Source organism: Sporosarcina thermotolerans (assembly GCF_042658975.1).
GTDB lineage: Bacteria > Bacillota > Bacilli > Bacillales_A > Planococcaceae > Sporosarcina > Sporosarcina thermotolerans.
The window spans coordinates 35,497-56,844 of the sequence record NZ_JBHSRM010000009.1 but is presented as its reverse complement, the minus strand read 5'-3'; the positions used below and the strand labels follow the sequence as shown (position 1 = coordinate 56,844).

Sequence of the window (21,348 nt, the reverse complement as noted above, 5' to 3'; positions counted from 1 at the left end):
TATATTCAATTCAAGGTAAGCGAAGCGAGATGTATGTCCACTCTGATATGAAAATTTTTGTACAACCCTGGGGTATTTTTGACTTGGACAAGCAATGATACTATGATGGGCAAGTCCAAAAAAAAAAGGGCTGTCGATAATTTCTCGTCAGCCTGAAAAAGGATTTCCAATAAAAGAATCCCATGTAAAATTGAACCGTTTTACACTTCGTGAAGCGTTTTAATATGACGTAGGTTTAAGAATATCTTGGCTGCATTTGCTAATTGAAACTCAATGATTTGCTGTTCAACGTTATTTATTTTTCCTATGAAGCTTTCACGCTCTCCTACATTCAAAAAAACGATTTTATTCTTAAACTGTTCAACTTGGGATTCGAAGGTATCGCTGAATGTTTCATTATTTGACTGTGAGGGGACGAAGTTGTTTTCCAACCCGTAAAGTTTATAATCTTGTGCCAAGGGGATCAACCATTTGATATGTTCCAATGCAATATACATCTTTTTGTAAATGGGGGATTGAAATACGATATAGTTTTTCGTTATACCTGTTATTGTTCCATGCAAGGATTGGATACCTGACACATAGATTTCAACAAGCCTTCCTTTTGCCTTCGTGAGAACCTGTTCAAATGATAAGTCTTCCTGGATTTCTTCAGCGACAATGCTTGGTAACTCTGTAGGTGTTTGAACGTTGTTTTCATTTTCACTACTCGCCTCGAAACTGCGAATGTGATTTAAAGGAATATACATATAATCCATTCCGTTAAAAAGCACGATCATATCGCTTCCTACGTCAATAAGAGAACCGCCAACAATTCTCTTCCCAGAAACCTCAATTCGAATAATTTCCTTAACTAGACTTTGAATAATTTTATTCACTTAACTATCTCCTTCTTTATTTATCAATTAATTGACGATACATTTTTGCTGCATGATTCATCAAAGAAATGTATTGTTCATCAACGGGATGTTTACTCCGATTGTTTTGTGAATAGTTAGCTGCATGCTTCGCTAAAGAAAAGAATTGCTCTTCTAACATTGCTTTTTCTTCTTCTATAGTCATTTTAATAATCGTTATTGATGAGTGAGTGGTTTTAGAAGGCTGTGGCACTTCATTTTTAAACCCAGTAATATCATCGTTCTCTCCAACACGATTCTCAAACGTAGGACGGTCAAGTAATTCCCCTAAGTTAGAGTGATCGTTTAACTGAATTGAAAGTTCGTTGAGCGAAAAAGAGTCCTTTTCATTGGTTTGGTCTGTTTGAGTTGTTTTTGTACGATTGTCATTTTTCCTGTTTTTTGAGAAGGATAGAGGAAAACGTCTTTCGTAACCTAATGGATCGGAAAAGGAAAGAAGTCCCACTGAATCTTCGATAAACGAGGATTCCATTTCTCCCCAATCATCTAATTCTCTAGAATATTCATCTACCTCAACGACTACTTTATGTGCATCCTGTTCAAGGAGTGTAATTTCTTCTGGTAGTTCATTCTCTAATTCGTCAAATGTATTTATTGAATAAATGCCTTCATAGTCTTCAACAATTTGATCTTCGTTTTGAATTTCTTGACTTTTTTCCAACATAATGTTGAATGATTCTGTCGTTTCATTAGTATCCACGTTTATATTTCCGACAGCTTGTAGTTCAGCTTCTTCATCAGTATCGAAAACTTCATGGCTTTCCAACATATCTTGCTGTTGGGTAGTTTCATTAAATTGGTCAATAACTTGGTGTTGGAAAATATCCTGAGGTTGGACAACGTCCTCCTGTTGGACAATTGCTTGAGGTTGATCAATAACTTGGTGTTGAACAATTACCTGAAGTTGGTCAACTTCTTGCTGTTGGACAATTTCTTGAAGTTGGTTAATAACTTGCAGTTGGTCAATTTCTTGAGGTTGATCAATAACTTGGTGTTGGACAATTACCTGAAGTTGGTCAGCATCCTGCTGTTGGACAATTTCTTGAGTGTGATCAATCTCTTGCTGCAGAACAATATCCTGTAGCTCTTCCTTAATTTCTTCATCATCATTAAGAATCTGTTGGTTTGTTAGTTTTCTCTTTTGATTTGTAAGATGAATTTGACCTTCAGGTATTACGCCATGGATGTTCGAAATATAAATTATAGGAATGTATAGTAACTCTGCATGATTGATCAAGACGATATGATCCTCGGATATTCTGCTCAATACGCCAAAATGTGCATCTTTTTCGGAATCATTAATGGAAACATAGCTGTTTTTCAAATCGCTTAATATATCTATGAAAAGCTGACTTTCGAGATAAGGGACAGGATTCGGTTTTTCACTATGATCTTTTGAGTTCTTCGATAGTGTTTTAATATGTTCAAGTGAAATATAGTGAACCTTTTGATTTTTATCCATTACAACATGATCTTGTTTAACAGCTAACAAAACGCCTTCCAGAAAGTGTTGATTTAACAAAAACAAACCGATGTTTGAATTTACAAGGTCGTGTAATACTTTAACAAACTCTGGTTCTCGCAATTTCTGAGCGCCTCCTTCATAAGAATATCGTCGCTTCAAATGTATTGAAGCGACGAATGTCTCAGATGATCGTATGCAACCTTATGAGTGATTGCCATACCTTACTTATCTACTGTTGTCTTTATTTTTATTCTCGTCAGCTTTGGATTTTTCAAGTTTGACACCGTAGCTGATATTGCGAATGTGGAAGAGGGCAACCCGGATGATTTCTTCATTTGCAACAATTGTTACAAAATCATCAGTGACGACATCCATTACGCCTTCTAACGTTTCAGGGCCTCCACGGTTAATTTTCACCCATCTAAGTGTTAATTTCTGCAGAATACCTTTAAAATCTGAAGCTTTAAGGTATTTGAAATTCCTTGGAAGATCATACTCAAAATCAGCTTGGCTTTTCGAATTGTACGTTACACTCTTAACATGCTGTGTATTATAATAGATGATGCCTTCATCATCATGTAACAGCGTGAAGAAATCGTCCTCAACAGCCAACACTCTACCAATACGAGATTCGGGTCCTCCTCTGTCGACTTTAACTACTTTATCGACGAGAGTTTCGATCATATCCTTCTTCAATTGTCTACCTCCTTTAATAGTATCTCCATATTTATATGTGTCTTGGGTTAATCGTGCTAATGGACAGATGCCTAAATAGGTCATTTAATTATAATTTGCTAGCTTTTAGTTGGGCAGCAATAGACGTTTTAGGTATTGTAGACACAGTTTATAAACAGTTGAATACAATGATATTAAACTCTAATTCAAAGGTGGGATTTATATGCCGAAAGGAAACAAAGATAAACATTTAAAGACTTCATTATCTACAGCCGTAGCCGCTGCAGCCGCAGCCGGTGCCGCAGCCGCCGCTGCTGCAATTTCCGAAACTGATTCTTCTGCTGCTGCAGCTGCAGCTGCTACTGCCGCCGCAGCCGCTGTTGCTGCCGTTCTTGCTGCTGAAACCGCTGCAGCTGAACCTGAACTAACTACTGAGGGTGCTGAAACAGTAGAAACTGCAGATGTTGAAGAAACTACTGATGTAAAGAAGAAAGATGAAAAGAAAAAGGACGGAAAGAACAAAGAAGACAAGAAAAAAGATGAAAAGAGTAAGGACGGAAAGAACAAAGAAGACAAGAACAAAGAAGACAAGAACAAAGAAGACAAGAAAAAAGATGGAAAGAAAAAAGAAGACAAGAATAAAGAGGAAAACTAATCGTACCAGTGTGAAACAACTTCGTAAACTCACTACAAATGATTAAACTAACAAAAAAGAATCCAATCATATTAACTTATGGTTGGATTCTTTTTGAATTGCGCTTTGCAAAATCGTTTTAGGGAGATGAGATGTATGGTTCAAAACAGTTCAATCTGTAAGCAATTTGGAGATATTTTAAAGGGTAAAAGCAAAACAGAAAATGGTGTTTGTCGTGTGGCTCTTCATCGGACGTTCAAAGCGACAGTGCAAGGTAAGGCAAGCACATCAGTCTTGCCTGTAGGCGTACTATTCGAGTCTCTCGATCACAATGGCAACGCATTGAACTTAACGGAAATGGCGATTTTGCAGGAGGAAATTCCTGCATTCATGCACTCCCTTCTCAATCAGGGATTGATAGTCAGCGCATTGCATAATCACTGGTTATATACGTCCCCTTTAATCATGTATATCCACGTACAATCAGTCGAACCACCACTTGATTTCGCAAGGAAAATGGAGTATTCCTTTAGGTTTTTAAGCAGTCCTCCTATTTCTTAATAGCTTTGGTGAAAGGCACTTCCGTAAGTATTTTACCTGTAGTTGGCAGTTAGATAGACAATTTTAGTTTACCCTTATATTTATTTAAAAAACGATAGCATTCTTCCCTTAAAAGGCGTACGATGTATATGGAAACCGGGCGTGGATTTTTTTTGCTCGGGCATATTACATATAACGCCTTTTTGGCGATGTACGAATAGAGAGGAAAAGGGTAAAATGACATTTCAAACTGGTAGGGTCGAGAAGGATTTCTTAGGTGAGAAAGAAGTTCCTGGTAACGCGTATTATGGAATTCAAACGATACGGGCAACAGAAAACTTTCCAATCACAAAGGAGCGTATGCATCCTGAGTTGATTCGAGCAATTGGTATTGTCAAAAGAGCTGCAGCCATTTCGAATGTACTTGTCAATGATCTGCCAAAGGATATCGGTCTTGCAATTGTTGAGGCTTCGGACGAGGTAATTGCCGGAACTTTAACCGACCAATTCATCGTCGATCCGATTCAAGGGGGCGCAGGAACTTCATTCAACATGAATGCCAATGAAGTCATTGCGAACCGTGCACTTGAAATCATGGGCCGTGAAAAAGGTGACTATGATTACATTAGCCCGAATAACCACATTAATATGTCCCAGTCAACAAATGATGCTTTCCCGACAGCTATTAAAATTGCCACACAGCAATTGGTCAATCAGTTACTTGAAACAATGGACAAGTTTGCTGCAGAGCTTAAAATGAAGGAACAGGAATTTGATGGAGTTATTAAAATGGGAAGAACCCATCTCCAAGACGCTGTTCCAATTAGACTTGGTCAAGAATTCAGTGCATATAGAAGTGTAATTGAGCGTGATATCGAACGGATCGGTAGGACAAGAATCCATCTTTCTGAAATAAACATGGGCGCAACTGCAATCGGTACAGGACTTAACGCAAATGCACAATATATTGAAACAGCGGTTGAACATCTACGTGAGATCAGTGGTTTGCCTTTGGAATCTGCTGCAAACTTAATCGACTCCACACAAAATACTGATGTCTACACAGAATTGTCATCGGCCTTAAAGATTTGTATGATCAATCTTTCAAAAATGGCTAATGATTTACGTCTTATGGCATCAGGTCCAAGAGCCGGATTGAATGAAATCAATCTTCCTGCAAGACAACCTGGATCTTCCATCATGCCAGGAAAAGTGAATCCTGTTATGGCTGAAGTGATGAACCAAATAGCGTTCCAGGTAATCGGTAATGATCATACAATCAGCCTTGCTTCGGAAGCTGGTCAATTCGAATTGAACGTCATGGAGCCAGTTCTTGTCTACAATCTATTGCAGTCATTGACTGTTATGAACAACGGTATCGAAGTTTTCCGCAAATATTGCATTAGTGGAATCACAGCGAACGTTGAGCAAATGCAAAACTATGTGGAAAGAAGCCTCGGTACAATTACGGCGCTTACTCCATATATCGGCTATGAAATGTCTTCAAAAATCGCACGTGAATCTTTTGAAACAGGCGTTCCGCTCAAGGAACTTTGCCTACATTACAATGTCCTAACTGCGGATGAATTGAACAAGTTATTGGACCCTTATCAAATGACAGAAATGAAAAGAGAAGGCGTCGTGCATTCATAAGAAATTGAATAACGCTGTATAACACCCTCGGTTGAGAATTCGACTGAGGGTTTTTTAGTTTGAATTGATTCGCAATCTGGTGAATCCAATCGAAATCCGTTATAATAGGGCAGTATGTCACTTTTTTTGCAGAAGTCGACAAGCCGTAGATAGACGGCCTTTTAATAGATAAGGGAAATTTCGAAAGGAGAATCATCAGTTGACCGTTATTGTAGGAGAGAAAATTGTTGCTGAAATTCACAGTTTGGACGATAAAGGAAATGGCCAGGCAGCAATTTGGCGGGAGAATGAAAAGGGTAACCTGAGAAAGTTGAAGCTCATCATTCCGCAGTCTTTGCCGGGAGAAACTGTACAAGTGGTTGTGGATAATCCGTCTATGAGATGGAGTAAGACTTTGCCTGAAGAAATCTTGGTCGCGAACCCGGACCGAGTAGAAGCACCTTGCCCGCATTTCGAACTTTGCGGCGGCTGTGTTTGGCAGCACTGGAGCTACGAAGGCCAGTTGAAGCATAAGACGAATCATGTGAAAGAAGCAATTCAAAGTGTTGGTATGGATCCGGACCTCGTTCAGGATACAATCGGCATGGACGACCATTGGCATTACCGCAATAAAATGGAATTTACGTTTTCACCTGAAGGAAATCTTGGCCTGCATGAGCAAGGGAATTTCCGTAAAATCATCCCTCTTGAAACTTGCCTGATTGCTGGCCGTAACATGGTTGATGCAACGATGGAAGTGAGCGAATGGGTGAAAGGCTTTGGCCTTACTGGATATAATAAAGACACACATGAAGGACTGCTCCGTCATTTGATGGTACGTGAATCGTTTGAAACAGGCGAAATCATGCTTTCATTATTTGCGACAAAAGCTCCAACTGGGGAACTCGCGTCAGCAGTGGAAAATCTGATTGACCGGATCTCCGATAAGTTTCCCAACGTGAAAAGTTTGCTATGGCATGTAAATACAGATTTGGCAGACCGTACACAATCCGAAGATACTCACGTGTTGGCAGGACGTGATTTCATTTATGATGAATTAGGCGGATACCGTTACCGCCTTTGGTTCGATACATTCTTCCAAACAAATCCGGTTCAAGCACAGAAGCTTGTCGACCTTGCACTTGAAATGGGCAAGCCGCAGGAAGATGAAAAAATGATTGACCTATTTTGTGGTGTTGGTACATTCTCATTGCCGTTTGCCGCTCGAGTGAAAGAATTGGCTGGCATCGAGATTGTCGAAACATCGATTGAATCAGCAAAACGAAATGCATTGGATAATGATTTGCATAATACAACATTCCTTGCCCGCGATGCACGAAAAGGAATAGACGAAATCCATGAAAGCTGGGGCTTGGCGGATATATTGTTAGTTGACCCACCGCGTTGCGGCGCTGGCGGCAAAGTGATGCGCCGCATTGGGCGATCAGAGCCGAAACGAATCGTCTACGTTTCATGTAACCCGGACACATTCGCAACGGACATTGCAGAATTGGTGCCATTCGGTTATAAACTTCAAAAAGTTCAGCCGGTTGACCTTTTCCCAAACACTGTACATGTGGAATGCGTTGCGTTGTTGACGTTGGAAGCAGAATAAATGAATGGAGGCTCTCTTCTTTAATGGAAGAGGGCTTTTTTTATGGGTTTATTGTTAGGTTAAAGGTCCTGAAACGACGATTACTTTGTGAACTTGACCGATAACTCACGGATAGTGACCGATAACTCCATCTAAGTGACCGATAACTTCCGGAAACTGAACGATATCTGCTTTTCGAAGGAAATTTCCTGCGCAAATACCCCTTTTCCATCTAAATCTATTGTCTAAAACCTTACAAACACATAGTAATATCATTTTTGGACATTCTAACAAGAAAATATCGGATGAGGGGATGTTTATGAAAATTGAAAGATCGTCCGAATGGAAAGAGGGCTTCGAGGAACGATTAGAGAATCGCCAAGCATGGGATAATTGGACATTATACAAAATGTGCTATGAGGTGGAAAAGGCAAAATTGATCAAAGACTTCAACGGCCTTCAAGCACCAAACTTTTTACCCGAACTAAAGCCTTACCCTCATCAATTGGAGGCAGCACAAACGGTAATCGAACGGATGAATGGGAAAGCCATACTTGCCGATGAGGTTGGTCTTGGGAAGACCATTCAAGCAGGGTTGATCCTAAAAGAGTACCTAATAAGGGGGCTTGTGAAAAAAGCTCTCATTCTTGTCCCTGCTTCCCTAATTAACCAATGGATCGAAGAACTGAACCGGAAATTCCATATTCCTGTCATGCAATATAATAAAAAATACGACATGAGTTATTGCGATATTGTTATCGCCAGTATGGACATGGCGAAAAGAAGCCCACATAAAGAAAATATTTATAACCAGGATTATGATTTGATCATCATTGATGAGGCCCATAAATTAAAGAATCCCAAAACGAAAAACTATGAATTCGTTCAAAACCTAAAAAAGAAATTCTGCTTACTGCTAACTGCAACACCGATTCAAAACGACGTTTTTGAGCTGTTTAACTTAATTTCTTTATTAAAACCGGGTCATTTAGGCAATTTTGAGACGTTCCAATCCGTATTTTCCGCAAGCAAACATAATGTAGAGGAAGACGAGTTTTTAAAAGAATTGATAAATCAAGTAATGGTTAGGAATTCTCGGCATGACACGGGAATTGAATGGACGAACCGTCGCGTTCAAATCATCCCTCTTGAGTTCAGTGATAAGGAAAAAGAAGTGTACGATATGATTTCGGAACTAAAGCATGTCTCCCCCGTATTTTCGGGTGCATTTTCGATGATTACCTTACAAAAAGAAATATGCAGTAGTAAACATGCAGCATTCCTTACGTTGAATGAAATGCGACAAAAATGTACGAAATCTGAAGAAATCTCTTTCACAGATGAGATTATACTGAAATTATCCGAGCTTGATCGAAATACCAAAGCGGAAAAGGCTTATGAAATTATCAAACAAACGGATGGCGAGAAAGTAATTATCTTTACGGAGTACCGTGCAAGTCAATCATTTTTGCAAAGTTATCTATACGAAAGAGGAATCATCAGTGTCCCGTTCAATGGCCAATTTAGCAAAAGTAAACGTGAGTGGATGAAGCAGTTATTTAAAGAAAAAGCCCAAGTATTAATTGCAACCGAATCCGGTAGTGAAGGGATAAACCTCCAATTTTGCCATCATGTCATTAACTATGATTTGCCATGGAACCCGATGAAGCTTGAACAACGGATTGGTCGTGTCCACAGGTTGGGACAAGAGCATGATGTTAATATATACAATTTAGCCATCAAACATACAATTGAGGACCATATATTAGAGTTGCTGAATGTGAAAATTGGCGTCTTTGAAAAAGTGGTGGGCGAGTTGGATGATATCCTGACATTTAAAATGTCGATCTAACAACAAGGAGGTAGCGTATGTACCCTCAACAGATTCATCAATATGTTCGGCAGTTTTTCCAGGAGAATAATTGTGAAATTCTTCGGGAAAGCAATGATTTTCTAAATGTACAATTGACGATTGAAATGGATAAACGAATTATGAACCGGCCTTTTTATTGGAAGTACCTGGAGAGTACGGGGGATGAACCGAATCCGGCACAGCTTACGTTAATCACAGATAAAAATAGACTTACTGAAAGTATTGCGGGGGAGGTTGTTCATTACGGTTCCCCCCGTCTTAACCAATTGTTCAAAGTGACAAAGGAGCTTGGCTCATTTGTGCAAATGTACGAAAAGAATGTAAATCAAAGTGGAGAGCAAACGATATTGACACCTTGGGTTGGCGTGAATTATAAAATAACGTACTCCAGTGATCGGACAAAGGAAATCCTTTATTCGTTGGGCATTAATCTGCTGACAGGTGCCATTATAAATGGGTTTCAGGAATCGATTAGTCATTTGAATTTGGAAAGCACGATTGCGCCGAACACATTCCACGTGCCATATATTATTAAACCGTTACGTGCCTTGGAGCGGTTAGATGCTGTGATTGAAAACCAAATCTTACATGATGATCATACATGGGCGGAAGAAGCGAAGGAAAGACTTCGAAAAGACTTGCTCGTTTTGGAGTATTTTTACAGAGATATTGATGAAGCGAATCGGCCCGAGTGCTATGAGGGTGAGAAGAAAGCGATGGAAGAGCAGTATGAGACGAAGGTGAAAGTCGAGGTTATCAATGGCGGTCTGTTTTATTTGCAAACTAATGTAGGCATCCAATAGAAGTGCTTCGACTTCCCATAGAAGCACTGCGACTTCCCATAGAAGTGCTTCGACTTCCCATAGAAGTGCTTCGACTACCCGTAGAAGTGCTTCGACTTCCCATAGAAGTGCTGCAACTTCCCATAGAAGTGCTACGACTTCCGGTAGAAGTGCTTCGACTTCCCATAGAAGTGCTTCGACTTCCCATAGAAGCACTGCGACTTCCCATAGAAGTGCTTCGACTACCCGTAGAAGTGCTTCGACTTCCCATAGAAGTGCTGCAACTTCCCATAGAAGTGCTACGACTTCCCGTAGAAGTGTCTCGACTTCCCGCAGAAGTGCCACAACTTCCCATAAAAGTGCGTCGACTTCCCGTAGAAGTGCAGCAACTTTCCGAAAATAGATGTTTAGGTAATAGGCGCCTCACACATGGAAATTCCTCCTCGCATATACTGTAGAGATTGCAATAAAGGAGGAGAACCAATGCATTATTGGTATTTCCCTTACAGTATTCATGAAGCCTATCCATTAGTTGTACAGCAAGTTACTGACCCACTTGCTGTTCGAGAAAACTCGACAGCGTCACCAAGTGATCCAAACCCCTATCCACCCGTTCAAACAACCCGGTTCACCAACTCTGCGAAGCATTCTTTGGATTTAATCAAACAGGCAGAACTGTTAATTAAAAAAATTTCAGAATCTGAAACGTTCGCTCATGAATTGATGACTTCGGCACAACAATCTAATCAAAAAAAAGTAGACGAAATGTGTACCTCCGCGGGAATCACTGCCAAGTTTGAGACGAAGTACACACCCGATGGATTTCGGATTCAGCTTCAAGAAGAAGACGATAAGGGCGGCGTATGCTGTAAGGTGATCCTGAACCTTCGTTGGTAATAATATTTAAATGGAAACAGCAATGCATCCCAAAGCTTTTGGCATGCATTGCTGTTTTCTTTAGTACGTATATATGGAACAATGGAAGATACTGAAACGGAAAGGACGGATAAGGGGATGAAGAAAAAGATATTTGGTGTGCATGATGATAATACATTACGTCAATTCGAAAATTGTTTACGGGCAGGACAGGTAGCAGGCGGTGTGCTATGTGCTGACGGACATTATGGATACAGTCAGCCGGTTGGCGGCGTTATAGTGTATGACGGGCAAATTTCGCCATCGGGGGTCGGCTATGACATCGCTTGCGGAAATAAGGCGGTTCGCACTAATCTGAAGTGGTCTGAAATCGAAAAGGATCTTCCCCGGATTATGGATGAAATTGCTTCATCCATTTCTTTCGGTGTTGGGATGAAAAATATGAAAAGGGTGGATCATAAACTATTTGATGATCCGGATTGGGACGTCTTTAAGGAAATAGGTAAGCAGGAGCATGATCGGCTGAAGAAATTGGCAAAAGATCAATTGGGGACAGTTGGCGCCGGGAATCATTTTGTTGATGTACTAGTGGAGAAAGAAACAGGTGATGTGTGGATCGCCAATCATTTTGGGAGCAGGGGATTCGGCCATAAGACGGCGAGCGGATTCTTGAACTTGGCGAGTGGTAGGGGATTTTCAGACCGGGCACCTGGTGAAAGCATGGAGCAAGCGCCGACATTAATTGATTTGAACAGCGAAATGGGCGATCTTTATTATCGTGCGATGACGTTAAGTGGGAAATATGCATATGCCGGAAGGAATTACGTAATCGATGAAGTTCTCTCGATTTTAGGCGCGACTTCCGAATTTGAGGTGCATAATCATCATAATTACGCTTGGAAAGAGACTCATTTCGGCAAGGAATACGTCGTTGTCCGTAAAGGGGCGACTCCTTCAGCACCAGGGCAATTAGGCTTCATCGGTGGCAGTATGGGTGATGTTTCTGTAATCGTCCGTGGAAAAGGGAACGAAGCAAATGCAGATTCATTTTTTAGCACAGTCCATGGAGCTGGCCGAATCATGAGTCGAACAGAAGCGGCGGGCCGGATGAACTGGAAAACCCGAACACGGTCCGGTGGGAAAATTTCACAAGAACGTATGGATCAAGCCGTTCAAAAGTACGGCGTCGAATTGCGTGGCGGAGGGACAGATGAAAGTCCGTTTGTCTATCGCAAATTGCGTGATGTGTTAGATGCACATGAAGAGACGATTGATGTCCTCCATATATTGAAACCAGTCGGAGTTTGCATGGCTGGTGCGAATGAATATGATCCGTATAAGGATTGAAATACGTAAAAGCCAATCACATTCCGGTTGATTGGCTTTTTTTTATTCATTAACAATAACAATACATCCCTATTCAACATATATTTATTGTAATTCGATAAATTGCGTGATAAAGTCAAATTATATTAAATTAGTGAGGTGCATTTTATGAAACGCGAAACACTCTTTTTAAAGTTGGCTGTTGTTCTTATGGGGATTCCGATTCTTGCCATTTGCATATTTGTTGTGCCAGAAATTGGGGAATTCGCAGCGGAACTTTATCCGACAATGCCTTATTTAAGATACCTTGTAGTGATCGATTTATATGCGTCGGCAATCCCTTTTTACTTTGCTTTATACCAGGCCTTTAAGCTGTTGGGGTATATCGATAGGGGAGAAGCCTTCTCGGATTTATCTGTGAAAGCATTAAAGAATATCAAATACTGTGCACTTATTATCTGTGGCGTATACGTGATAGGCATGCCACTTTTTTATCTCATGGGGGAAATGGATGATGCACCGGGCATTATTTTAATCGGATTGGTTATCATCTTTGCTTCATTTGTCATTGCGGTTTTTGCTGCTGTACTTCAAAAACTTCTGACAGATGCCATTGAAATTAAATCAGAAAACGAATTTACGGTCTGAGGTGAAAACATGGCGATTATTATAAACATTGACGTGATGTTAGCGAAAAGAAAAATGAGTGTAACAGAACTGTCGGAAAAGGTTGGGATTACGATGGCCAATCTCTCCATTTTAAAAAATGGCAAGGCGAAGGCAATCCGATTATCAACGTTGGAAGGAATCTGCAAGGCGTTAGACTGTCAGCCAGGGGATATTTTGGAGTATCAAAAAGGTGAAGAGTAAGAAAAAGAAATGATCTGGTGGTGAACTTATGAGCCAAATTAGCGATTATTCGAAGCAGGATTTACGTCTATCTAAAAAAAGTCCTTTTGTGATTAGGGTTAGAAGAGCATCCCAACAACTTCTTCGTTTTGGTTGGGAACAGGCACTATCCTGCCTGTTTCCTGTCGTAATTTTTGCCTCTTTGGCTATTACACAATTTCTCCCACTCCCTTTTCTGCCACGGTATGATTGGCTGCTCATCATTTTCGTTTTGATACAATGGTGGATGGTCCGTTCCGGGATAGAAACACGGGATGAACTGAAGGTCATTACATTGTTTCACCTCATCGGTCTGGCACTCGAACTATTCAAGGTGAATATGGGCTCCTGGGCTTATCCGGAGGAAGGGTATTCCAAAGTGATGGGGGTGCCTTTGTATAGCGGATTCATGTATGCAAGTGTAGCGAGCTATCTTTGCCAGGCGTGGCGTAGGGTGGATGTGGAACTTATTAAATGGCCACCTTTTTGGGTAGTCGTCCCTCTTGCGTCCGCAATTTACTTGAACTTTTTCTGGCATCATTTTTGGATTGACGTGCGTTGGTGGTTATCTGGTCTTGTGATTATCGTTTTTTGGCGTTCATGGGTCACTTACGTTGTTGGTGGAAAAAGGTATCGAATGCCGATTGCTCTATCTTTTGTGCTCATCGGATTTTTCATCTGGATTGCTGAAAATATCGCAACATTTTTCGGAGCTTGGAAATATCCGAACCAATCCGATGCATGGAGTCTCGTCCACTTAGGGAAGGTGAGTTCATGGCTTTTATTAGTGATTGTTAGCTTTCTCATCGTCGCTACTTTGAAACTTGTAAAAGGAAAGACACAAAATACTGGGGAGTAAATGGCTTATAAAAAGGGGTGGCTATTATTTTAATTTTGTTTGGTCTTTTAATTTCCTTCGTTATGGTAATTATATTTTTAATCCTTACAGTTAGGATAATAATTTCATTAATTAAAAAGAAACCATTTCCTAAAAAGTTAATGGTTGCAATGTTAGTTGGGATTGTATTGGTGTTCTCAATCTATGTATTTGAAGTCTATTTCTTTACATTTGACGATATCGATGAAAAGTACATCCAAAACGGACCAGGTCCTGTTGTGTCACCCACTGGGAAATATACTGCTAATGCGTATTACGAACCATATGGTGGTGCAGCGGGGGGTGTGAATATGTGGGTGGAGATAACAAACCATAATGAAGATAATAACAAAAAAGTAATTTATTATAGCGATGCAAATGACAATATTCTTATTGACTGGGTAGATGACAAAACGATATTCATTACCAACGCGGGACCTTATAAAAGCAATAGCATCAAATTGGATGTAGAGCATGAGATTTATCATGACAGGGGATTAGCGTGTCGAAGTTGGTTCATGAAAAATGAATATGATACATGTTATCAAGACTAACTCTTGTTGTTAATAAAAATCAAAAGCAATCCGTTGTGGGGATTTTCCCCTGCAACGGATTTTTTGATTCATCCTTAAAAGGATTTCAACATTTAGTGTCGAATTTAAACGGTACGACAGGTGGAAAGCAATTATGTTATGGAGTGGGAATTGGCTATGATGCAAGGAGAAAAAGAAGTCTTAATTAACAAGCTGAAAGATCTGTTTGACAATGAAGAGGTGGAAATAGTCCCTGCGTCGGATGGGTACCATAATTATGTTTTTATCATTACAACTAATAATGAAAAACTTGTAGCCCGTCTCAGTTTGCACAGTTGCAGGACAAAAGAGGAAATAAAGTCGGAGCTTGATTGGATTATGGCCCTAAGTGATGCAGGGGCACAGGTGGCAAAGCCCAAAAAAATTCCTGGATACGATATGATTTTCGAATTAGCTACCGATGAAAATGCATATTGGGTTGCCTTTTTTGAGCATACGGATGGCAGTCCAATAGATGTTATGAATCCCGATGAATGGGATCAGGAATTCTTCCATGAATGGGGTAGGCAAATAGCTTACATGCATAATGTGAAAATATCCGGGATCAATCGTCACGTCTATTTGGACAGTGAAGAGAGGAAGAAAACTACCATTGCTGATGCGTGGCTAAAAGGTAAACTTGAACAACTAATAAATGAAATGGCTACGTGGAGCAGGACCCCTGAAACGTTTGGGTTAATCCATAATGATCTACACCAGGGTAATTTTCATCTGAATAAAAATGGCTTTGTTTTCTATGATTTTGATGATTGCACGTATCACTTTTATATGCAGGATCTGGCGGTCTCCATCTATCATGCTTTATGGACGGGAATGTCATTCCACCCTGAGTCTAAAAACTTTCCGTATGAATTTCTCTCATCTTTTTTGAAGGGTTATTCTATGAAAAGACAACTGAATGCGGATATGTATGAACAACTTCAAGTTTGTTTACAGATGCGAGAAGTTTATCTTTATTTGCTATTTGTTTTAAAGTGGGCTCCTGATGATATGATGGACTGGCAGGCAAATAAACTAGAAGAGTTAAAAGGGAATTGTATCACGGGAATTATTCCATACAAAGAAGAGCTCGAAAAAGTGAAGTATTTATTTAATTGAGAGGGTGCAAATAATATGGATCTATTAAAAGAACAAGCAGTAAATTTTCTTCAGTTAGTCGTCGCGGGAAAGATTGACGAGGCGTATGAGACGTATGTAAGTCCGGATCTTCGTCATCATAACCCATACTTTCCCGGGGACATGGAGTCATTGAAGCAAGCGATGAAAGAGAATGATGGCATGAGCCCAAACAAGACACTTGAAGTAAAACAATCGATTGAAGAGGGAAATCGGGTAATGGTGTTTTCCCATATTAAACAAAATCCTGAGGATTTCGGAGGGGCCGCTGTCCATATATTCCGTTTTGAAGCAGGTAAAATTGTTGAAATGTGGGATGTCGGGCAAGCAGTACAGGAAGATTCACCAAACGAGAATGGTATATTTTAATAATAGAACCAACTAAATGGGCAGGCAATCATACGAATTTATGATTGCCTGCCCATAAATCTCTATTTATCTTCTTCTCTTTCTCGGATCACTCTCTACCTTTTTGCTTCTATCTACAATTACCTCGAATTCAACAAAGACAAAATATCGGTTTTCATCCATTTGCTGAACATCGACCACTTTGCCATTCCGCCCTTTAATTCTTACATTCTCATCGATAGCAGGAATTGTTCTTAATGCTTGATTGAGTACATATGTTTTATTTTCATAGAAGTGAATGGAATACATATTCTTGTCCCCTTTTTGATAGTTTAATAGTAGATTCCATTCATTCTATGAAGGGGGCAGGAATTTAGAACGTAGTAGGACAATCCAAATAATGAATCACAATCGGGCAAAATAAAACAGAAAGCCAAGGATGGCTTTCTGATGTAAGCTTGACTCTTATTTCTCTTTTTCGCGTTTTAGTGGTGTATCGTATATATCGCCTTTCACGTCAAAGTCCTCTGCAAGTTCTTGAGTGCGGTTTTCACCAGGGTTATTCGTATTGCTGTTCGTGTTTAGACCTCTTTTATACTGTTCGAAACTATTATGAGTCCTTTCATTCATCGTCTTTTTATTGTTTTTCATGAAATCGTCACCTCCTACGTCTACTATGCTCGGGAATGAAGGATGTATGCATTCCAATCCACTTTCATAAAAGGAACTTTCACTACACTTGTCGAATAATGTAAGAACGAAATAGAAAAGGGGAAGAGCGCATGACAGTTGAACAGTTTTTAGAGGAGCAAAATAATGCAATTAGGGATTTTCACATTACAAGAGCAAATAGTTCCTGGATGGCTTCAACGACTGGAGAAGATGAATGGAATAAAAAGACGGCCGAGGCGCAGAATGCAACGAACGTCTATCTTTCAAATCCGGAGCTTTTTGAGCAAGTAAAGGCGTACCTTGCCCAAGACGATTTAACGACAATTCAGCGTCGCCAGCTAGAAACTCTTCATACGTACATGGTAGGAAAACAGATTCCGGCAGATGATTTAAAAGAATTGGTGGAGCGCTCTACGGAATTGATCGGCATATTTAATACATTCCGTGCAACAATTGATGGAAAATCAGTATCCGAAAATGACGTTCGACAGATTTTGATCAAGAGCAATGATTCAGCTGAACGTGAAGAAGCGTGGCATGCGAGTAAGCAGATTGGGAAGGAAGTAGAGGAAAAGCTATTAACCCTTGTCAGAAAACGGAACGAAGTCGCGCGTTCATTAGGATACGAAAACTATCACCAAATGAGTTTCGAGAATCAAGAACTTGACCGCGACGAGATCTTTTCGATCTTCCATAAGCTGAAGGAACTTTCCGATGAGCCATTCCGCCAGATGAAACAAGAGATGGACAGGGAATTGGCAGGGCGTTTTGGTGTTGAGGTAGACAATCTTCGACCTTGGCATTATGCCGACCCATTCTTCCAGGAGGCACCGCCATCCAAGGATTTGGACTTGGATCCGTTCTACGATGGGAAGGATCTCGAGCAATTGACGATTGAAACGTTCAAGAGCATGGGGATGGATATTACGGATATGTTGGCGAACAGCGATCTATATCCTCGAGACAAAAAGAATCAGCACGCATTTTGCACGGACCTTAACCGCGAAGGCGACATCCGCGTATTATGCAATAACGCTCCGTCTGATTATTGGTCGACTACAATGCTACATGAATTCGGACATGCCGTTTATTTCAAATACGTTGATCCGACACTTCCATTCCTGTTAAGATCTTGCGCGCATACGCTGACAACAGAAGCGATTGCAATGTTATATGGTCGATTCGGAAAAGATCCAGCTTGGCTCCAGCAGTTCTTAGGACTCGACGCTGCTGAAGTAGAGGAATTAAAGCCGCTTATCAATGAATCCTTGCGTAAGCAAATGCTTATCGCAGGACGCTGGATCATGGCGTTTTCATTCTTTGAGCGCGAGCTATACGAAAACCCTGACCAGGATTTGAATAATTTATGGTGGGAAATCGTCAAAAACGTGCAATTTGTCAACCCACCTGAGGGGCAAGACTACCCACATTGGGCAGCGAAAATCCACTTTACGCTTGCTCCGGTTTATTATCAAAACTACTTATTGGGTGAACTGACGACTTCTCAACTACATGCTTATATTGAAAAAAATATCTCCGAAGACATGTTTACACCGGAAGTCGGGGCGTATTTAATGGATGAGTATTTTAAACCGGGTGCGCTTTATTCGTGGAATGACAAGATTGAAAGAACGACTGGCGAGAAGTTGAATCCACAATATTTTATTGAGCAATTTGTAGAGAAAGTTTTGGTTTGATTAAATCAAAGCCGATTCGAATGAAGGAGGGGATTGGATGAAGCTTGCAGAGGCATTGATAACGCGGGCGGATTACCAGAAGAGAATCGAGCAGCTGAAAAGACGGATCAGCATGAACCTAAAAATCCAAGAGGGAGAGGAACCCTCGGAGGATCCGAACGCGATGCTTGCTGAGTTAGACGGCATTATGAAAGAATTAACGTTTTTAATCAAGCGCATCAATAAAACGAATTGTTCCATTCAATTCGACGAAACACGCACGCTTGCGGATGCTTTGGCAGAGCGTGATCAAATCTGGGATAAACGGTTGATGTTAGGGAAAATTGCGGAAGAAGCGTCTGTCAGAAATGATCGATATAGCCGCACTGAGATCAAAATCATCAGCACGGTGGACGTCAAGGCAATTCAAAAGCAGGTGGACCAATTATCAAAAGAGTTTAGGGAAATGGACACGAAGATTCAAGGATTGAATTGGAGTATCGATTTAATCTAATGTAAGTCGGTAACTGTTTTTCGTAAAGGTGAGTGCAAACCCGCCGACTGGGAAAGTCGGACTCAATGGTAGGTAGATGGGGTATACCAATCGGTTCGAATCCGTCATGAACAATTGAAGCCCAGTACCGTGACATTTGTACAAATAGATTGTTATTGTAACGACCATGCACTAATTTGCGAAGTCAGTGAGGGTGGGATCGGGGCTCCTTAATAGGGGAGGAAGGCATCTATGCTTGAGGGCATAGGTGCTTTTTTGATTGGTAAAGTAGTTATCGGTCACTTTCGGAGAGTTATCGGTCAGTTTCCGGGAGTTATCGGTCACTTCCCGAAAGTTATCGGTCAAATCAACGGATATATCGTCGTATCATTACCTTAGGCCTATCTATTGAATCAAGAAAAAACGTCCCGACACCAAGATGCCGTGACGTTTTTCTGAATCAATCCTTATTCCGCGTCAGCAAGCCATACATCATAATAGGATGCCAACTTATTCTCTAAATCCGTTATCAAAGATACTTGCCTATCACTTGCCTGCCCCCTTAAAGAAGCAATTTCGGCTTCCAATTTCAAGATTTCGGTTTCCAAATCCAGCGGCTTTGCGGCATGCACTTTCTTTTTGACGGTAGTCGCCGGTTTCACTTCTTCCGTACTAACAAATTCCCGCCATTTTTCACGAGCCCAATCAAAAGGTCCCTCAAAAGTTGTTAAGGTCCCGTTTTCAAGCCACGCCGTTCTGGGGAAAAGTTTATTCAAGAAATACCTATCATGTGAAACGGCAAGAATTGTGCCAGGGAAATCTTCAAGTGCTTCCTCCAAAACTTCGCGCGATTCGATATCCAGATGGTTTGTCGGTTCATCTAACACAAGGAAGTTAATGTCCTGATGCATTAATTGCGCTAGCCGCAACCGCATTCTCTCGCCGCCGCTCAAATCAGCAATCCGCTTAAATACATCAGGACCGTAAAACATGAATTTTGCAAGAATATGCCTTGCGTCGCCTTCAGTGACACTCACCTCATCTCGAAACACATCTATCAATCGAGCCTTTGGATTGTCGATTTCAAAGTGTTGAGACAAGCTTCCGACCTTCACATTACTTCCTAATTTGCTCATCCCGCTGTCCACAGGTAATTCACCTAAAAGGGCTTTCAAAATGGTTGATTTTCCGGTGCCGTTGCGCCCGACAATTGCCATCCGGTCTTTCCAGTAAACATGCAGATTTGCATTCGTAAGCAACTTCTGTTCGCCGAAAGATTTCGACACTGCCTCCATTACAACGACTTCTTTCCCGCTTCGAGGTGCAGCTTCGAATGTCAAAGCCATTTTCTTCGGGTCGATCAACGGCTTGCGAACCTTTTCCATTCGTTCTAGCGCACGTTCCATATTGCGCGCTTGCCTGTGAAGTCCCGCATTCGGAGGATTCGCTTCATTCGCCCATATGCGCAACCGTTTGATAGCTTCTTTCATCTTCCGAATTTTCTTCTGCTGTTCTTCGTATTCCTGAAACTCCCTCAACAGTTGTTGTTCTTTTTCTATGACAAAAGACGAATAATCACCATGATAAATCCGAATCTCACCATCTTCCAAGTCGGCAATTTTAGTGACAACAGAATCAAGAAAATATCGGTCATGCGAAACAATGACAACTGTGCCCGCATATGCGTTCAAAAACTCTTCAAGCCATTCCACTGCAAAAAGATCGAGATGGTTTGTCGGTTCATCTAACAGCAGCAGATCTGGTTTCGTCAATAAAAGCCGTCCAAGCATGATTTTCGTTTGCTCACCACCGCTCAATTGATCGAAAGTCCTGTTAACAAACGGACCTAATTGTAAGCCGGTGATTATACTGGCGACTTCGGAATCCATCGAATACCCATCGCGATTCGTGAATGTTTCCTGCAAATCACCGTAACGTTTTAAAAGCTTTTCCATTTCGTCGGGACCTGCGTTAGCCATATTAATCTCAAGATCGGTCATTTGAGATTGCATTTCCTTTAAACCCTCAAATGCTGTGTAAAGGACATCCAATCCTGTCGTCGTTTTTGCGAATGATGGGATTTGCGCCAAATACCCGATAGTCATCCCTTTTTTAAAATGAATGAACCCACTATCAGGCGTTTCAACTCCTGCAATCAGTTTGAATAAAGTCGTCTTCCCACTTCCATTACGTCCAACGACACCCAATCTTTCACCGGTTTTAACGTCCAAAGATAAATCTTCAAAAATAGTATTTCCGCCAAGCATCTTGCTTATATTTTGTACTGTACATATCATCGTTTTCCGCTTCCTCTCGTTTTACACACGAAATTCGGCAACAAAAAAAGACCGCGTTTATGCGATCTTCTCCT

24 protein-coding genes are annotated in these 21,348 nt (G+C 40.8%); 17 read left to right on the top strand and 7 right to left on the bottom strand.

Annotation, left to right across the window (positions count from 1 at the left end):
• Positions 1-200: 200 nt before the first annotated feature.
• The 3 genes from ACFPZG_RS05710 to ACFPZG_RS05700 form a co-directional block, all read right to left on the bottom strand.
• Positions 201-878, bottom strand: coding sequence for a DUF2642 domain-containing protein (locus tag ACFPZG_RS05710; protein WP_317940877.1), 678 nt, complete (start codon positions 876-878; stop codon positions 201-203).
• Positions 879-894: 16 nt separating this feature from the next.
• Entirely contained in the window at positions 895-2,502 is a 1,608-nt protein-coding gene (locus ACFPZG_RS05705) for a hypothetical protein (RefSeq protein ID WP_317940876.1), read from the bottom strand.
• 105 nt (positions 2,503-2,607) lie between these two features.
• Entirely contained in the window at positions 2,608-3,078 is a 471-nt protein-coding gene (locus ACFPZG_RS05700; RefSeq protein WP_283733939.1) for a hypothetical protein, read from the bottom strand.
• 202 nt (positions 3,079-3,280) lie between these two features.
• Here ACFPZG_RS05700 and ACFPZG_RS05695 point away from each other — a divergent pair, with 202 nt between their 5' ends.
• From ACFPZG_RS05695 to ACFPZG_RS05630, 14 genes are all read left to right on the top strand, one after another.
• Positions 3,281-3,712: a hypothetical protein gene (locus ACFPZG_RS05695; protein ID WP_283733940.1), complete on the top strand. Its 432-nt coding sequence runs from the start codon at positions 3,281-3,283 to the stop codon at positions 3,710-3,712.
• 135 nt (positions 3,713-3,847) lie between these two features.
• Positions 3,848-4,252 (top strand): DUF1259 domain-containing protein, encoded by a 405-nt coding sequence (locus tag ACFPZG_RS05690; protein ID WP_283733941.1) that lies wholly within the window; start codon positions 3,848-3,850, stop codon positions 4,250-4,252.
• Positions 4,253-4,468: 216 nt separating this feature from the next.
• Positions 4,469-5,884 (top strand): aspartate ammonia-lyase, encoded by a 1,416-nt coding sequence (aspA, locus tag ACFPZG_RS05685; RefSeq protein ID WP_283733942.1) that lies wholly within the window; start codon positions 4,469-4,471, stop codon positions 5,882-5,884.
• Between the two features lie 199 nt (positions 5,885-6,083).
• Positions 6,084-7,478 (top strand): 23S rRNA (uracil(1939)-C(5))-methyltransferase RlmD, encoded by a 1,395-nt coding sequence (gene rlmD / locus ACFPZG_RS05680; RefSeq protein WP_283733943.1) that lies wholly within the window; start codon positions 6,084-6,086, stop codon positions 7,476-7,478.
• 292 nt (positions 7,479-7,770) lie between these two features.
• Entirely contained in the window at positions 7,771-9,309 is a 1,539-nt protein-coding gene (locus tag ACFPZG_RS05675) for a DEAD/DEAH box helicase (RefSeq protein WP_381426440.1), read from the top strand.
• A gap of 17 nt (positions 9,310-9,326) precedes the next feature.
• On the top strand, positions 9,327-10,133 hold the full coding sequence (locus tag ACFPZG_RS05670; protein ID WP_317940874.1) for a YqhG family protein: 807 nt from the start codon (positions 9,327-9,329) through the stop codon (positions 10,131-10,133).
• A 462-nt stretch (positions 10,134-10,595) separates the two neighbouring features.
• The gene (locus ACFPZG_RS05665) at positions 10,596-11,009 is read left to right on the top strand and encodes a hypothetical protein (RefSeq protein ID WP_283733944.1); all 414 of its coding nucleotides are present in this window, start codon (positions 10,596-10,598) and stop codon (positions 11,007-11,009) included.
• 81 nt (positions 11,010-11,090) lie between these two features.
• A complete protein-coding gene (locus tag ACFPZG_RS05660; protein ID WP_381426434.1) occupies positions 11,091-12,335 on the top strand; it encodes an RtcB family protein in 1,245 nt (414 codons plus the stop codon).
• A 147-nt stretch (positions 12,336-12,482) separates the two neighbouring features.
• Entirely contained in the window at positions 12,483-12,962 is a 480-nt protein-coding gene (locus ACFPZG_RS05655; protein ID WP_317940873.1) for a DUF2975 domain-containing protein, read from the top strand.
• A gap of 9 nt (positions 12,963-12,971) precedes the next feature.
• Complete coding sequence (locus ACFPZG_RS05650; RefSeq protein WP_283733946.1) at positions 12,972-13,184, top strand: helix-turn-helix domain-containing protein; 213 nt, start codon at positions 12,972-12,974, stop codon at positions 13,182-13,184.
• Positions 13,185-13,212: 28 nt separating this feature from the next.
• A complete protein-coding gene (locus ACFPZG_RS05645) occupies positions 13,213-14,061 on the top strand; it encodes a DUF817 domain-containing protein (RefSeq protein ID WP_317940872.1) in 849 nt (282 codons plus the stop codon).
• A gap of 62 nt (positions 14,062-14,123) precedes the next feature.
• The gene (locus tag ACFPZG_RS05640) at positions 14,124-14,633 is read left to right on the top strand and encodes a DUF5412 family protein (RefSeq protein WP_381426433.1); all 510 of its coding nucleotides are present in this window, start codon (positions 14,124-14,126) and stop codon (positions 14,631-14,633) included.
• Between the two features lie 156 nt (positions 14,634-14,789).
• Entirely contained in the window at positions 14,790-15,770 is a 981-nt protein-coding gene (locus ACFPZG_RS05635; protein ID WP_317940871.1) for a phosphotransferase enzyme family protein, read from the top strand.
• A gap of 15 nt (positions 15,771-15,785) precedes the next feature.
• The gene (locus tag ACFPZG_RS05630; RefSeq protein WP_283733950.1) at positions 15,786-16,157 is read left to right on the top strand and encodes a nuclear transport factor 2 family protein; all 372 of its coding nucleotides are present in this window, start codon (positions 15,786-15,788) and stop codon (positions 16,155-16,157) included.
• 66 nt (positions 16,158-16,223) lie between these two features.
• Here ACFPZG_RS05630 and ACFPZG_RS05625 read toward each other — a convergent pair whose 3' ends face one another.
• Positions 16,224-16,445: a hypothetical protein gene (locus tag ACFPZG_RS05625; protein ID WP_317940870.1), complete on the bottom strand. Its 222-nt coding sequence runs from the start codon at positions 16,443-16,445 to the stop codon at positions 16,224-16,226.
• A gap of 156 nt (positions 16,446-16,601) precedes the next feature.
• Positions 16,602-16,787: a hypothetical protein gene (locus ACFPZG_RS05620; protein WP_317940869.1), complete on the bottom strand. Its 186-nt coding sequence runs from the start codon at positions 16,785-16,787 to the stop codon at positions 16,602-16,604.
• A gap of 131 nt (positions 16,788-16,918) precedes the next feature.
• Here ACFPZG_RS05620 and ACFPZG_RS05615 point away from each other — a divergent pair, with 131 nt between their 5' ends.
• Both ACFPZG_RS05615 and ACFPZG_RS05610 read left to right on the top strand, forming a co-directional pair.
• Positions 16,919-18,505: a M2 family metallopeptidase gene (locus ACFPZG_RS05615; protein ID WP_283733953.1), complete on the top strand. Its 1,587-nt coding sequence runs from the start codon at positions 16,919-16,921 to the stop codon at positions 18,503-18,505.
• 37 nt (positions 18,506-18,542) lie between these two features.
• A complete protein-coding gene (locus ACFPZG_RS05610) occupies positions 18,543-18,998 on the top strand; it encodes a DIP1984 family protein (protein WP_283733954.1) in 456 nt (151 codons plus the stop codon).
• On the opposite strand, the gene ACFPZG_RS05605 is transcribed toward ACFPZG_RS05610, so the two are convergent.
• Complete coding sequence (locus ACFPZG_RS05605; RefSeq protein ID WP_381426432.1) at positions 18,990-19,166, bottom strand: hypothetical protein; 177 nt, start codon at positions 19,164-19,166, stop codon at positions 18,990-18,992. The genes ACFPZG_RS05610 and ACFPZG_RS05605 overlap by 9 nt on opposite strands.
• 63 nt (positions 19,167-19,229) lie before the next feature.
• Here ACFPZG_RS05605 and ACFPZG_RS05600 point away from each other — a divergent pair, with 63 nt between their 5' ends.
• Positions 19,230-19,376, top strand: a complete 147-nt coding sequence (locus ACFPZG_RS05600; RefSeq protein ID WP_283733955.1) for a hypothetical protein — start codon at positions 19,230-19,232, stop codon at positions 19,374-19,376.
• A gap of 68 nt (positions 19,377-19,444) precedes the next feature.
• Here the strand turns inward: ACFPZG_RS05600 and abc-f are convergent, their stop codons facing one another.
• Entirely contained in the window at positions 19,445-21,274 is a 1,830-nt protein-coding gene (abc-f, locus tag ACFPZG_RS05595; protein ID WP_317940868.1) for a ribosomal protection-like ABC-F family protein, read from the bottom strand.
• Between the last annotated feature and the right edge of the window lie 74 nt (positions 21,275-21,348).

Excerpts from the sequence above, each read along its gene's own strand:
- ACFPZG_RS05695 (WP_283733940.1), top strand. The coding sequence starts at position 3,281 with ATGCCGAAAGGAAACAAAGATAAACATTTAAAGACTTCATTATCTACA.
- ACFPZG_RS05690 (WP_283733941.1), top strand. The coding sequence starts at position 3,848 with ATGGTTCAAAACAGTTCAATCTGTAAGCAATTTGGAGATATTTTAAAG.
- aspA (WP_283733942.1), top strand. The coding sequence starts at position 4,469 with ATGACATTTCAAACTGGTAGGGTCGAGAAGGATTTCTTAGGTGAGAAA.
- ACFPZG_RS05675 (WP_381426440.1), top strand. The coding sequence starts at position 7,771 with ATGTTTATGAAAATTGAAAGATCGTCCGAATGGAAAGAGGGCTTCGAG.
- ACFPZG_RS05670 (WP_317940874.1), top strand. The coding sequence starts at position 9,327 with ATGTACCCTCAACAGATTCATCAATATGTTCGGCAGTTTTTCCAGGAG.
- ACFPZG_RS05665 (WP_283733944.1), top strand. The coding sequence starts at position 10,596 with ATGCATTATTGGTATTTCCCTTACAGTATTCATGAAGCCTATCCATTA.
- ACFPZG_RS05660 (WP_381426434.1), top strand. The coding sequence starts at position 11,091 with ATGGAAGATACTGAAACGGAAAGGACGGATAAGGGGATGAAGAAAAAG.
- ACFPZG_RS05655 (WP_317940873.1), top strand. The coding sequence starts at position 12,483 with ATGAAACGCGAAACACTCTTTTTAAAGTTGGCTGTTGTTCTTATGGGG.
- ACFPZG_RS05650 (WP_283733946.1), top strand. The coding sequence starts at position 12,972 with ATGGCGATTATTATAAACATTGACGTGATGTTAGCGAAAAGAAAAATG.
- ACFPZG_RS05645 (WP_317940872.1), top strand. The coding sequence starts at position 13,213 with ATGAGCCAAATTAGCGATTATTCGAAGCAGGATTTACGTCTATCTAAA.
- ACFPZG_RS05640 (WP_381426433.1), top strand. The coding sequence starts at position 14,124 with ATGGTAATTATATTTTTAATCCTTACAGTTAGGATAATAATTTCATTA.
- ACFPZG_RS05635 (WP_317940871.1), top strand. The coding sequence starts at position 14,790 with ATGATGCAAGGAGAAAAAGAAGTCTTAATTAACAAGCTGAAAGATCTG.
- ACFPZG_RS05630 (WP_283733950.1), top strand. The coding sequence starts at position 15,786 with ATGGATCTATTAAAAGAACAAGCAGTAAATTTTCTTCAGTTAGTCGTC.
- ACFPZG_RS05625 (WP_317940870.1), bottom strand. The coding sequence starts at position 16,445 with ATGTATTCCATTCACTTCTATGAAAATAAAACATATGTACTCAATCAA.
- ACFPZG_RS05620 (WP_317940869.1), bottom strand. The coding sequence starts at position 16,787 with ATGAAAAACAATAAAAAGACGATGAATGAAAGGACTCATAATAGTTTC.
- ACFPZG_RS05615 (WP_283733953.1), top strand. The coding sequence starts at position 16,919 with ATGACAGTTGAACAGTTTTTAGAGGAGCAAAATAATGCAATTAGGGAT.
- ACFPZG_RS05610 (WP_283733954.1), top strand. The coding sequence starts at position 18,543 with ATGAAGCTTGCAGAGGCATTGATAACGCGGGCGGATTACCAGAAGAGA.
- ACFPZG_RS05605 (WP_381426432.1), bottom strand. The coding sequence starts at position 19,166 with ATGGTCGTTACAATAACAATCTATTTGTACAAATGTCACGGTACTGGG.
- ACFPZG_RS05600 (WP_283733955.1), top strand. The coding sequence starts at position 19,230 with ATGCTTGAGGGCATAGGTGCTTTTTTGATTGGTAAAGTAGTTATCGGT.
- abc-f (WP_317940868.1), bottom strand. The coding sequence starts at position 21,274 with ATGATATGTACAGTACAAAATATAAGCAAGATGCTTGGCGGAAATACT.